13 protein-coding genes and 1 pseudogene are annotated in these 12627 nt (G+C 69.9%); 11 read left to right on the top strand and 3 right to left on the bottom strand.

The genetic code is table 11. The annotated features are described in order from the left end of the window. Positions 1 to 111 precede the first annotated feature (111 nt). From IE275_RS19395 to IE275_RS19350, 10 genes and pseudogenes are all read left to right on the top strand, one after another. Complete coding sequence (locus IE275_RS19395) at positions 112 to 756, top strand: HAD family hydrolase (RefSeq protein ID WP_189712575.1); 645 nt, start codon at positions 112 to 114, stop codon at positions 754 to 756. Between the two features lie 69 nt (positions 757 to 825). Next, a complete protein-coding gene (locus tag IE275_RS19390; protein ID WP_189712574.1) occupies positions 826 to 1545 on the top strand; it encodes a VC0807 family protein in 720 nt (239 codons plus the stop codon). A gap of 66 nt (positions 1546 to 1611) precedes the next feature. Further along, the gene (locus IE275_RS19385; RefSeq protein WP_189712573.1) at positions 1612 to 2832 is read left to right on the top strand and encodes an MFS transporter; all 1221 of its coding nucleotides are present in this window, start codon (positions 1612 to 1614) and stop codon (positions 2830 to 2832) included. Continuing rightward, positions 2783 to 3955, top strand: a complete 1173-nt coding sequence (locus tag IE275_RS19380; RefSeq protein ID WP_189712572.1) for an acetoin utilization protein AcuC — start codon at positions 2783 to 2785, stop codon at positions 3953 to 3955. Before IE275_RS19385 ends, IE275_RS19380 begins: the two co-directional genes overlap by 50 nt. A gap of 381 nt (positions 3956 to 4336) precedes the next feature. Further along, positions 4337 to 5152: a phosphatase gene (locus IE275_RS19375; protein WP_189712593.1), complete on the top strand. Its 816-nt coding sequence runs from the start codon at positions 4337 to 4339 to the stop codon at positions 5150 to 5152. 129 nt (positions 5153 to 5281) lie between these two features. Further along, positions 5282 to 5494, top strand: coding sequence for a helix-turn-helix domain-containing protein (locus IE275_RS19370; RefSeq protein ID WP_004984898.1), 213 nt, complete (start codon positions 5282 to 5284; stop codon positions 5492 to 5494). Between the two features lie 166 nt (positions 5495 to 5660). Beyond that, positions 5661 to 5759, top strand: coding sequence for a 30S ribosomal protein bS22 (locus IE275_RS19365; RefSeq protein ID WP_003948845.1), 99 nt, complete (start codon positions 5661 to 5663; stop codon positions 5757 to 5759). Positions 5760 to 6074: 315 nt separating this feature from the next. After that, entirely contained in the window at positions 6075 to 7160 is a 1086-nt protein-coding gene (locus IE275_RS19360) for an NAD-dependent epimerase/dehydratase family protein (protein WP_189712571.1), read from the top strand. A gap of 14 nt (positions 7161 to 7174) precedes the next feature. Further along, positions 7175 to 8239: a lysophospholipid acyltransferase family protein gene (locus IE275_RS19355; RefSeq protein ID WP_189712570.1), complete on the top strand. Its 1065-nt coding sequence runs from the start codon at positions 7175 to 7177 to the stop codon at positions 8237 to 8239. Between the two features lie 109 nt (positions 8240 to 8348). After that, positions 8349 to 8597: pseudogene (locus tag IE275_RS19350) on the top strand (glycerol acyltransferase); the annotation flags it as partial. A 67-nt stretch (positions 8598 to 8664) separates the two neighbouring features. Here the strand turns inward: IE275_RS19350 and IE275_RS19345 are convergent. From IE275_RS19345 to IE275_RS19335, 3 genes are all read right to left on the bottom strand, one after another. After that, a complete protein-coding gene (locus tag IE275_RS19345; protein WP_189712569.1) occupies positions 8665 to 9897 on the bottom strand; it encodes a DUF5667 domain-containing protein in 1233 nt (410 codons plus the stop codon). Between the two features lie 245 nt (positions 9898 to 10142). After that, positions 10143 to 10919 (bottom strand): ECF subfamily RNA polymerase sigma factor, BldN family, encoded by a 777-nt coding sequence (locus IE275_RS19340; RefSeq protein ID WP_189712568.1) that lies wholly within the window; start codon positions 10917 to 10919, stop codon positions 10143 to 10145. 385 nt (positions 10920 to 11304) lie between these two features. After that, on the bottom strand, positions 11305 to 12243 hold the full coding sequence (locus IE275_RS19335) for an HAD family hydrolase (protein ID WP_189712567.1): 939 nt from the start codon (positions 12241 to 12243) through the stop codon (positions 11305 to 11307). Between the two features lie 93 nt (positions 12244 to 12336). Between IE275_RS19335 and IE275_RS19330 the strand changes: the two genes are divergently transcribed. Next, entirely contained in the window at positions 12337 to 12621 is a 285-nt protein-coding gene (locus tag IE275_RS19330) for a glutaredoxin family protein (RefSeq protein WP_189712566.1), read from the top strand. Positions 12622 to 12627: the final 6 nt, after the last annotated feature.

Below are 12627 nucleotides of genomic sequence, written 5' to 3'. Positions count from 1 at the left end.
CGATGGTACTGCAGGGGGGACCCTGTGGGAGAGTAGGACACCGCCGAACAATCATTGTGGGAAACCCCGCACCATTATGGTGCGGGGTTTTCTGCGTTTAGGGTCTTGTATATGCGCTACGAATTGGTGATCTTCGACAACGACGGTGTGCTCGTGGACAGTGAGCCCATCTCCAATCGGCTGCTGGCCGCGTATCTGACCGAGCTGGGGCATCCGACCAGTTACGAGGACTCCATCCGGGACTACATGGGGTCCGCGATGCACCGGATCCACGACCTGGTCCTGGAGCGCACGGGGGAGCGGCTGCCGGACGACTTCGACGACGTCTTCCACCGGCGTGTGTTCGAGGCCTTCGAGCGGGAGCTGCGGCCCGTCGCCGGCGCCGTGGACGTGCTCGAGAAGCTGGCCGCGGACGAGGTGCCGTACTGCGTGGCGTCCTCCGGGAGTCATGAGCGGATCCGCGTGGGGCATCGGACGACCGGGCTGGACCGGTGGTTCGAGGGGGAGCGGATCTTCAGCGCACAGGACGTGGGCAAGGGGAAGCCGGCTCCGGATCTGTTCCTGTACGCGGCCGAGCGGATGGGGGTCGCGCCGGAGCGGTGCGTCGTGGTGGAGGACTCTCCGCTGGGGGTGCGGGCGGCCGTGGCGGCCGGGATGGACGTGTACGGGTTCACGGCGATGACGCCGGCCGACAGGCTGGCGGGGGCCACTCAACTGTTCTCCGACATGGGCGAGTTGGCCGGGTTGCTGGCCTGACATTTGTCATGCGTAGGTCCGGACGATCGTTTCTACCGGCGGACCCGGGCCGGCGGCGAAGCTGAGGGCATGACGACGAACCAGCACGCCAAGCAGAGCAAGAAGAACGCCTTCGGCCCGCTCATCGTGGATGTGGCGGTGCCGCTCGGGTCGTACTACCTGTTCAAGGGCGCGTTCGGGATGAGCACCTTCGCGGCGCTCGCCTGGAGCAGTGTGGTGCCGGCCGTGCGGACCGTGTGGGGTGTGGTGCGGGAGCGGACGGTCCACGGGCTGGCCGGGCTCATCCTCGTGGTGAACGTCGCCGGGCTGCTTCTCAGCTTCGTCTCCGGGGACCCGCGGCTGATGCTGGCCAAGGACAGCGCGGTCAGCAGTGTGGTCGGGATCGGGATCCTGGTGTCGGTGGCGCTGGGCCAGCCGATGATGACCGCCGGGCTCAAGCCGTTCCTGGTGAAGGCGGACGAGGCGAAGGTGGCGGCCTGGGAGCGGTTGGCCGGCGGCCGCGCGGAAGCCTCCGGCGCCTTTCTGCGGGGCGAGCGGGTCTTCTCCGTCGTCTGGGGCGTGGTGCTGCTCGCGGAGTGCGTGCTGCGGGTCGTGGGGGCGTACACGGTGCCGGTGGACACGATGGTGTGGCTGGGGTCCGTGGTGATGGTCGCGTCGATCGGCACGGGGATCCTGGTGAGCGGGGCGCTTGCCGCCGGGCCCATGCAGGCGATGGTGGCCGACGAGGCCAAGGCCGGGATCCAGGTGCGGGAGCGGGAGGACGTGCCGGTCGTCGCCCTTGCTCGGTAAAGCTGAGGAGAATTCATCTTTGGCTGGATCTACCCACGAGTACGCCGGGGCCCTACGCTCGCCGCCATGACAGAAGTGCTGCGGCGCGGTAGGGCCTCGTTGGCGTTCAGTTTCTTCGCCCAAGGGGCTGCCTTCGCGCTGCTCGTGACCCGGATCCCGGCCATCCAGGACGGGTACGGGGTCTCGGACGCGCTGCTGCCCGCCTTCCTCGCGGCCGTGCCGGTGCTGGCCGGGGTCGGGAGCGTGGCGACCGAGCAGTTGGTGAAGCGGGTGCCGGCCAGTGTGTTGCTCCGCTGGTCGCAGCCGGTGGTGCTGCTGGCCCTGGTAGGGGTGGGCGCCGGGGACGCGATGGTCCAGCTGGCGATCGCGCTGGGCGTCTTCGGGCTTGCCGTGGGGGCGTTGGACGCCTCGATGAACATGCTCGGGGTGAGTCTGCAACGCAGCTACGGGCGCAGCATCATGCTCAGCTTCCATGCCGCGTACAGCCTGGGCGGGATCGTGGGAGCCTCGCTGGCGTGGGCGGGGGCGCACTGGCATCTCGCGCTCTGGGTGTCGTATCTGCCCGTGGTGGTGCTGCTGTTGCCGGCGGTGCTTGTGGGGAGTCGGTGGTACGTCGACGGGGACGGCGGGGCCGGGGCTGTCGAGGCGGTGAAGCCCGGTGACGGTGGGGGTGTCGTCTTCAAGCTGCTGCTGCCGTTGTGTCTGGTGATGACCTTCGCCTACATCGGGGACTCGACGGTCTCCAACTGGAGTGCGAAGTATCTGCAGGACGTGCTCGGGAGCAGTGAGCAGCTGGCCACGGTGCCGTACAACGTGTACATGGTGACCACGTTGGTGGGGCGGGCCATCGGGGACTTCGGGGTGCGGCGGTTCGGGGCCGTGGTGGTGGTGCGGCTCGGGGCGTTGATGGCGGCGGTGGGGTTCGCGGTGGTGGCGGGGGCGTCCGGGGCCTGGGTGGGGATGGGCGGGTTCACCCTGGTGGGCCTCGGGCTGTGTGTGCTGGTGCCGCAGACGTTCGCGGCGGCGGGGAGGTTGTTCCCGGGGGCGTCGGATGCGGCCATCGCCCGGTTGAACGTCTTCAACTACGTGGGTTTCCTGGTGGGCTCGCCGTTGGTGGGGGCCCTCGGGGACGCCTGGAGCTATCGGGGGGCGATGGTGGTGCCGATGGTGTTGGTGCTGGTGACGTTGGTGTACGCCCGGTCGTTCGCCGCTCAACCGGACCGATACGGTGGCGGGCATGAGCGGCCGCGCACAGCTGATGTGGGACGAGGCAGTAACGGGCTATGACTTCGGCCCCGAGCATCCGATGGATCCGGTTCGGCTGGAGCTGACCCGGCGGTTGGTGGGGGCCCTGGGGCTGGACCGGGAGGTCGAGGTCGTCGGGGCCAAGCCTGCCGGGGAGTCCACCTTGCGGCTGGTGCACCGGGGGGACTACGTGGAGGCCGTGAAGGCGGCCTCGGCGGACCCGTCGGCGGCGGACATGTCGTACGGGCTGGGTACGGTGGACGATCCGGCCTTCGCCGGTATGCACGAGGTGTCCTCGTTGATCGCCGGGTTGTCGGTGGGCGCGGCGGAGGCGGTGTGGCGGGGGGAGGCCCTGCACGCGGTGAACTTCTCCGGGGGGCTGCATCATGCGATGCCCGGGGGTGCGGCGGGGTTCTGTATCTACAACGACGCGTCGTTGGCGATCGCCCGGCTGTTGGAGCTGGGGGCCGAGCGGGTCGCGTATGTGGATGTGGACGTGCATCACGGGGACGGGGTGCAGGCCGCGTTCTGGGAGGACCCGCGGGTGCTCACGATCTCGTTGCACGAGCATCCCCGGACGTTGTTTCCGCAGACCGGGTGGCCGGAGGAGACCGGGGCGGGGGCCGGGGAGGGGTCGGCGGTGAATGTCGCGCTGCCGGCCGGGACCGGGGACGCGGGGTGGCTCCGGGCGTTCCACTCGGTGGTGCCGGAGCTGATCGCTGATTTCCGGCCGGATGTGCTGGTGACTCAGCACGGGGCCGATACGCATTTCGAGGATCCGTTGGCGCATCTGGCGGTGTCGCTGGATGCGCAGCGGGCCGTGCAGGTGGCTTGTCATGAGTTGGCTCATGAGTACGCCGGGGGGAAGTGGGTCGCTTTGGGTGGGGGCGGCTACGCGGTGGTGGATGTGGTGCCGCGGTCCTGGACGCATCTGGTGGGGGTGGCGGCGGGTCGGCCGGTGGCGCCGGAGACGGTGATTCCGGAGAGCTGGCGGCAGGAGGTCTTCGCCCGTACGCGGCAGTTGGCGCCGGTGCGGATGACGGACGGGCGGTGGCCGGTGGAGTGGGCCGGGTGGGAGGCGGGGTACGACCCGGCGGATCGGCTGGACCAGGCGGTGTTGGCTACGCGGCGGGCGGTGTTTCCGTTGCGGGGGTTGTTGGCGTAGGGCTCCGCCGGGGGTGGGAGTTCTTGCCCACCCGCCCACCCGACTCGGTTGGTTGAAGGGTTGGCCTCGCCCCGGGGCTCCGCCCCGGACCCGGGCGGGGACTGCGTCCCCTGCGCCCCTCGCGGGGCTCCGGCGCTGCACCACCCGTGGGTGCCCGGCGCTGCACCCCGGCGGGGCTCCGCCCCCCGTGCCCCCCAGGGCTCCGCCCTCCGTACCCCGCAGGGCTCGCTCCGTCCGCCCCCCCACCCCCGAACCTCGGTGGTGACCGCCCCCGCCTCCCTTCCCCTCCCCTCCCCTCCCCAAGGGTTTCCCTTACTCCAACCGTGGCCTCTTTCCTGGGTTTTCCGGTGGGGTGGGGTGGGGTGGTTCAGGGTGGGTGGGGTGGTGGGTTATGGGGGGATTCAGGGGTATCTCGTCGCGACGGGGTTGGCGGGGGTGGTCGGGACGGGGCGGGAGAAGAGTCTGGGGCGGTATCGGCTGTTCGCTGCTCGGGATCCTCGGGTGTTGATGGGGGTGGAGCCGCAAGGGGGGTGGGGGGTGGGGGAGTTGGTTGCGTTGATGGCGGAGAAGTGTGGGGTTTCGGCCGATCCCGGATGCGTTTCCGGGCATGATGTGATCGATCCGGAGCGGACCGTCGCCGCGCTCGATGCCTTCGCCGGGCGGGTGGCGGTGGTTGCCCAGCGTGGTGGGACCGTGTTGATCGGGACGGGGCATCCGCATCGGCTGCTCGGGTTCTACGGCGGGCTTGCGGACGCTTTGTCGGCGGCGGGATGTACTGTCCTCACCCCCGCGCAGGGTCGCTCTGTCGACATAACGACCCGGTTCGGTCTACGCACGCACCACCTCGACTACGTACGAGGGGTCGCCGTCGTCCGGGAGGGCGACGGTGAACGCGCCGGTTGTGCGACCCCCGTGCACAGCCACTCGCCGCTGCCGGTTCGGCTCGCGCTCGGGGCGGCCGCGGAGGAGGGCCGGCCGTTGCCGGATCTGGTGATCGGGGACCACGGGTGGGTCTGCGGGGCAGGTCAGCTGGGGTTTGAGGCCATTGGGCTGGCCGACACCGATGACCCCGCGGTGTTCGTGGGCGAGGCCGAGGGGGTGGTGTCCGTTGCCGTTCCACTTGATGACGGCGTGTGGTCCGACTGCTACCTGCCGCTTACCCGCTACGTACTCAATCGAGCGTGTCTGTCACAGTAGGCCTGCGATGGGTGCACCTCTTCCCCACTCGCATCACCCGCCCCTACATTGGGGAGTGAGCACGCAACGACGAAGAGTCACCGGAAGGGGAAGCCGGTGGCCGTCGAGTGCGGAAGGTTCAGGTGTGTCATGGCTGCAGCTGGCGAAAGGCCTCTGAACGAGGTTCAGTTCCTTACCGTGGCGGAAGTCGCCTCGGTGATGCGAGTGTCGAAGATGACCGTGTACCGGCTGGTGCACAGCGGTCATCTGCCCGCTATCCGGGTGGGGCGGTCCTTCCGCGTCCCCGAGCAAGCGGTACACGAGTACCTCCGCGAGAGCTACGTGGGGGTGGAAACCGCCTGAGACGGCGAGGGCGGAGGGGTCCGCCACAGCGGCACAGGGCACCTTCAGGACCCCTCCGGCCACCTCGATTACGACCTCAGCGCTCAGGCGGGTAGGCTAGGCCCTCGTAGGTCGTATGGGCCCATGGCGCCCAGCACCGAGTGATGAGAAGTGAGCGAGGGTAGTCGTGGGCTCTGTTATCAAGAAGCGGCGCAAGCGGATGGCCAAGAAGAAGCACCGCAAGCTGCTCAAGCGCACGCGCGTTCAGCGTCGTAACAAGAAGTAAGCGGATCCGGTACTTCGGTACCGGCTTTCGCGCGACGCGAGCCGCGAGAGCGTGGTGTGGCCCCCCGGTCAGGGTTTCCTGGTGGGGGGCCACACGCATGTCCGGGTGGAGTGCGGCCGGCTGAACCCCGTGCGTATGCCTGGACGCGTGTGATGGCTGATCCGGTCGTACGACCGGCCACTTCCGTCACTTCGTGCATCGGGTGGTCATCACAGCGCAACATCGACCCGGTAGGTTGGCCGCACACGGGGAACCCGGCAGGCTACGAGCAGTGCAGCATCCGAGCGGGGCTGAGGCGGAAGGAAGGCGCTGGTCTTGGGGAAGGTCGTGCTCGTGACCGGAGTGGCCCGTCAGCTGGGGGGCCGGTTCGTACGACGGATTCAGCGGGACCCGGAAGTCGACCGTGTCATCGGCGTGGACGCCGTGCGGCCCGAGCACCATCTGGGAGGCGCCGAGTTCGTCCAGACCGACATCCGGCAGCCCACCATCGCGCGGGTGCTCGCCGAGACGGGCGCCGACACCGTCGTCCACCTGGACGTGACGGCCACCGCGCTGGGCAGCGGCAGCCGGACCACGGTCAAGGAGACCAACGTCATCGGGACGATGCAGCTCCTCGGTGCCTGCCAGAAGTCCCCGAACGTGAAGCGGCTGGTCGTCAAGTCCTCCACCAACGTCTACGGGTCCGCGCCCCGGGATCCCGCGGTGTTCACCGAGACCACGCCCGCCAAGTCGCTGCCGAGCGGCGGTTTCGCCAAGGACGCCGTCGAGGTCGAGGGATATGTGCGGGGCTTCGCGCGGCGGCGGCCCGATGTCGCGGTGTGCGTGCTGCGGTTCGCCAACATCCTCGGGCCCACCGCCGAGACACCGCTCGCCTCCTACTTCTCGCTGCCCGTGCTGCCCACCGTGCTCGGCTACGACCCGCGGCTCCAGTTCGTGCACGAGGACGACGTCATCGAGGTGCTGCGGATCGCCTCGCACGAGCCCGCGCGGGGCACGCTGAACAGCGGCACCTTCAACATCGCCGGTGACGGGGCGCTGCTGCTGTCGCAGTGCTCGAGGCGGCTCGGGCGGCCCACCGTGCCGCTGCTGCTGCCCGCGGTCACCTGGGCGGGCACCCTGGTGCGCACGCTGGGCATGACGGACTTCTCGCCCGAGCAGATCAGGCTGCTGACGCACGGCCGGGTGGTGGCGACCGACCAGATGCGCGAGACCCTCGGCTTCACGCCGCGGTACACCACGGCCGAGACCTTCGCGGACTTCGCGCGCAGCCAGGGACCCGGGCTGCTGCCGCCGGAGGCCGTCGCGGGTGCCGTCGACCGGATCGCCGCGCTGCCCTTCGCGGGCGGCGGCCTCCCCGGGGCCCACGCCCAGGTCCACCCCCCGACGCCGAGCGCCAACTGAGGAGCGCATCAACGATGGCGGACGCCAAGGTCATTCCGTTCGACGACGACCGGTCCCGCGGGGGCGCCCTGGCGCGGCCGCCGCGGCGTCGGGGCGTGAGCCGGCGCAAGAACGGCGAGCCCGCGCCGGTCCGTGAGATCGGTGACCTCACCGAGATCGGCGAGGTCCAGCCCCTGCCCACCAGGGCTGTCGCGCAGGATGATGTTCCTGTGACGGATGTGACGGGCGGGCGGGACGAAGGGGGCCTGGAGCGGCGTATCGCGGGCGGTCTGGCCTTCCTGCGCCGCCGGCTCACCGGGGACTACGAGGTCGACGACTTCGGGTACGACGAGGAGCTGACCGACCAGGTCCTGATGTCGCTGCTGCGGCCGGTGTACGAGAAGTACTTCCGGGTCGAGGTGAAGGGCGTCGAGAACATCCCGGCCGAGGGCGGGGCGCTGATCGTCGCCAACCACTCGGGGACGGTGCCGCTGGACGGGCTGATGATGCAGGTCGCCGTCCACGACCACCACCCGGCCGGCCGGCATCTGCGGCTGCTCGCGGCCGACCTGGTCTTCGTGCTGCCGGTCGTCAACGAGCTGGCGCGCAAGCTCGGGCACACCCTGGCGTGCGCCGAGGACGCCGAGCGGCTGCTGGGTCAGGGGGAGCTGGTCGGGGTGATGCCCGAGGGGTTCAAGGGCATCGGGAAGCCCTTCGGGGAGCGGTACAAACTACAGCGGTTCGGGCGGGGCGGTTTCGTCTCCACCGCGCTGCGGCAGGGCGCGCCGATCATCCCGTGCTCGATCGTCGGGGCCGAGGAGATCTACCCGATGATCGGCAACGCGAAGACGCTCGCGCGTGTTCTCGGGTTCCCCTACTTCCCGCTGACGCCGACGTTTCCGTGGTTGGGGCCGTTGGGTGCGATTCCGTTGCCGACGAAGTGGACGATCCAGTTCGGGGAGCCGATCCCGACGGACGGGTATCCGCCGGAGGCGGCGGAGGATCCGATGTTGATGTTCAACCTGACCGATCAGGTGCGGGAGCAGATTCAGCACACGTTGTACAAGTTGCTGGTGCAGCGGCGGTCGGTGTTTTTCTGAGGGGGAGTGGTTCGGGGGCGTGCCTCGGTGCGGGGAGTCGGCGGGCGGAGCCCGGCGCGGCCGCGCGAAGCCCGCGGAGCGGTGCGAGGGTGGCAGTGTGGATGGGGCGCTCGCGCGTGTTCTCGGGTTCCCCTACTTCCCGTTGACGCCGACGTTTCCGTGGTTGGGGCCGTTGGGTGCGATTCCGTTGCCGACGAAGTGGACGATCCAGTTCGGGGAGCCGATCCCGACGGACGGGTATCCGCCGGAGGCGGCGGAGGATCCGATGTTGATGTTCAACCTGACCGATCAGGTGCGGGAGCAGATTCAGCACACGTTGTACAAGTTGCTGGTGCAGCGGCGGTCGGTGTTCTTCTGAGGAGGAGGCCGGCGGGTACGGCGATGGGGCGCTCTTCCTAGGGAAGGGCGCCCCATCGCGGTGTGTGCTATCCGGCGTCCTCGCTGTCGATGCCCAGGCCCGGCAGGAGGCCGGGCAGGAGCGGTGGGATGGTGACGTCGGGGTGGCCGGACGACGGGGTGGTGGACGGGGAGACCGTGCCGGACTCCTGCGGGGGGTCGAGAAGTCCGCCGGTGCCGCCGCCGAGGAGGCCGTCGTCGCCGGTGCCGGCGGTGGACGACCTGCTCGGGCTGCCGCTGTTGCCGGTGCCGCCTCGCTCGGAGGAGTCGGCACCGGGTGCCGTGGAGCGGCCGGTGCCCGAGGCGCCGGGGGACACCGAGCCGGTGCCCTGGCGGCTGCCGGTGCCGCCGCCCGGGGCCGGTGGCTGCGGCAGCAGGGACTGGAGCGGGGCGACCTCTTCGTCTATGGCCTCGAAGACGGACGAGACCTGCTGACTGACGTCGCCGAGCTGCACGGGCAGCTTGTCGCGCAGCGCGCCCCAGGCCTCGCGGTGCGAGCGGGAGAACGCGGAGAGGGCCTGGATGGGTCCCAGGGACTCCGGGTCGCGCTCGTACGCCTCGTGCAGGAGACGGTGTCCCTCCGAGGCGTCGTGCTGCATGCCGGACAGGGCGCGTCTGATCTCGCCGACGGACTCGTGGTCGAGGTCGCCGGCGCGGCCGCGTTCCATGAGCCGGCGGGCCTCGCTGAGCCGGGTGGAGGCCTGGTCGAGATAGCTCCGCCCGCGTTCGTCGTCGCCGTCGGCCAGGTAGTTGAGCTTGAAGTCCTCGATGCCGCGCTTGAGCCCGTAGAGCCCGTCACCGGGGAGGGCGTCGGAACTCGCTGCTGCGACTCCGCCCAGGGCACCCGCGGCGACGCCCACGCTCAGGCCGCCGGCGGTGAGGCCCTTGGCGATACGGGACCGCGGTCGGAACTTTCCCAGCGGACTCGCCCGGTGGGCACCCCGGGCGCGGTGCGACCGCTGCTCGGGTACCGAACGGTCCGTCGCCTCGCCTCCTGCGGTGCCCGCTTGCAGCATGGCCTCCATCGCGGCGACCAACTGGGCCCGCTGGACGACCTTGACCGCGGGGTCCATCACCGGTTTGGGCAGCTCGGCGAGACGCGTGACGAAGGCCAGGTGACGGCCCCGCTCGGTCTGGTCCGCAGCGGCCGGTGCCGGCGGTGATCCCTCGGTCTGCTCGGCCGCCGTGTCCTGGTCGGACTGCTCCTCCAGGGCCTGGGCGAAGGCGCTCGCCCGCCGGTGTGCCGATACGTTCGCGATCACTGGCGGCACCTCCTCTCGTCATGACGGTCGGCTCCCCGGGGGTCTCGAGGGTTGCACGGCCCGAACCGCGTCCACACGATCGGGTGATCGGGGGCGGCCGGGACGTGACCACAGGGAGCCTGTATCCCGCACAACGACTGGCGCGGCACTTGGGTTACGGACTGCGGATGATCGGATCGGGAAGTCAACGGACTTTCACTGAACGTGAGTTGGAGTATGCCGACAGTAGGTGCCGGACGGGTCCGTCAGCGGGCGTCGTCCGGCAGGAGGCGGGCCAGCGTCCGGACGGCCCGGTACTGGAGGGTCTTGATGGCGCCCTCGTTCTTGCCCATCACCCGCGCGGTCTCGGCGACGGACAGGCCCTGGAGGAACCGGAGGGTCACGCATTCCTGCTGCTGGGGGTTGAGCCGGCGTACGGCGTCCAGGAGCGCGGCGTTGGAGAGGGACTCCAGGACGGAGTCCTCGGGGGAGCGCTCGACCTCGTTGGCGTCGAGCATCTCGCCGGTGGTCACCTCGAGGCGGAACCGGCTCGACTTGAAGTGGTCGGCGACGAGGTTGCGGGCGATGGTGACGAGCCAGGCGCCGAAGTCGCGGCCCTGCCAGGTGAAGGTACCGATGCGGCGCAGGGCGCGCAGGAACGTCTCGCTGGTGAGGTCCTCCGCGGTCGCCTTGCTGCCCACCCGGTAGTAGATGTAGCGGTAGACGGTGTCGCTGTACTGGTCGTACAGCCGCCCGAAGGCGTCGGCCTCGCCGGCCTGTGCTCGTTCGACGAGGTCCATCATCCGGGCGCTGTCGCTGTCGGCGGCCGGTCGGCGGGTGGTGGCCGCGCCGGTCGAGCGTCCTCTTCTGCCGACCGCGGCGGTGCCTTCGGCCAGTGCATAGCACGGGCCCGCCGGTACGGCGGCGAAGGCGGGGACGGCGTACGCGGTGGGGACGAAGCCGCGCAACAGGTCCTGGACCGTAGCGACCGTTGCGCGCAGCGTAGCCAGGCCCGAGGTGTCAACCCCGACGTGTGGGTACACGGGACTCCCAGAGGCAGAGCTTCCATCACGTGCAGTGCGGGACCTTTCACCCGTCGTGACGACAGGAGGGTTCCGGTTTGCGTCTGAGGAGAATAACGCTTCGTGCAGGCGCTGCTACACCGAGTTGCTCAAAACTTCGATTACGTCGCTTCTGTTACCTATTGACGTTCGATCAAGTTGCCTGGAGTGAGCGATTGTTGATCGGAAGAGTTCGAGTTTCGGGTCGGTCCGGGGCGTGTTGTGGCTGTGCGCGGACAAGCATGAATAAGGACGGCCGCAGGGGGTACGACCGTCCTTTGTGCGTCCGGCGCGGTCGTCGGCGTGTCGGCACGCCGGGTTCGTCCGCGGTGTTCGTCCGTCGCGCGCGTGTCGCCCGCGCGTCGGGTCAGCGGCGGCGCCTGTTGTGCAGGGCGATCGCCGCCGCCGTTCCGCCCGCGACCGCGCCGACCCCCGCCGCCGCGGGGATGCCGACCTTCGCCGCCTTGCGGCCCGTGCGGTAGTCGCGCAGGCGCCAGTCGAGGCCCCGGGCGTGCTTGCGGAGCTTGGCGTCGGGGTTGATGGCGTAGGGGTGGCCGACGAGGGAGAGCATCGGGATGTCGTTGTGGGAGTCGCTGTAGGCGGCGCAGCGGGAGAGGTCCAGGCCCTCGGCGGCGGCCAGGGCGCGGACGGCCTCGGCCTTCGCGGGGCCGTGCAGCGGCTCGCCGACCAGCTTGCCGGTGTAGACGCCGTCGACCGACTCGGCGACCGTGCCGAGGGCGCCGGTGAGGCCGAGGCGGCGGGCGATCACCTGGGCGATCTCGACCGGGGCGGCTGTGACCAACCACACCTTCTGACCGGCGTCCAGGTGGGCCTGGGCGAGGGCCCGGGTGCCCGGCCAGATGCGCTCGGCCATGTACTCGTCGTAGATCTCCTCGCCGATCGACATGAGTTCGGCGACACGGTGGCCCTTGACGATGGAGAGGGCGGAGTCGCGGGCGTCCTGCATGTGCTCGGGGTCCTCGACGCCGGCCAGCCGGAACCAGGCCTGCTGCCAGGCGAACCGGACCAGGTCGCGGGTCTCGAAGAACCGGCGTTTGTACAGGCCGCGGCCGAAGTGGAACAGGGCGGCGCCCTGCATCACGGTGTTGTCCAGGTCGAAGAAGGCGGCGGCCAGCGCGTCGCCGTGGACCGGGAACTGCGGTTCCTCCCCTGCTCCGGGGGCCTGCTGTTCCTGCTGTGCGTCCTGTGTGTTCTTGCGGGCGGCCTCCGCCGAGGCCTCGCCTGCCAACACGCTCCGCGCCGTGGCGGAGCGCCTACGGGGAGTGAGCCATCCGAGAGCGGCCATGGCGTGAGCATAGCCAGTTTGTTCGGTGGTTCCGGAGCCACGAGGTTCGAAGGGTGTGAACTCTCCGCGACCGAGCCGTTAAAGAGCGCGAGAATGGCCGACATGAGTCCCCTCTTTCGACGGAAGGGGCCGGCCCCGCAGGACCGGCTCGTCACCCTCATCGGGAAGCCCGGGTGTCATCTGTGTGATGACGCACAGGCCGTCATCGAGAAGGTGTGCGGTGATCTCGGGGTGCCCTGGGAGAAGAAGGACATCACCGAGGATCCCCAACTCCACGACGCCTACTGGGAACAGATCCCCGTGGTGCTGGTGGACGGGGAGCAGCACACCTTCTGGCGCGTGAACCCGGAACGGTTGCGATCGGCACTGACCGAGTAGTCCAAC

The organism is Streptomyces phaeofaciens, from assembly GCF_014648915.1.
GTDB classification, from domain to species: domain Bacteria; phylum Actinomycetota; class Actinomycetes; order Streptomycetales; family Streptomycetaceae; genus Streptomyces; species Streptomyces phaeofaciens.
The sequence above is the reverse complement of the archived record's forward strand: the minus strand, read 5'-3'. Positions and strand labels throughout refer to the sequence as shown.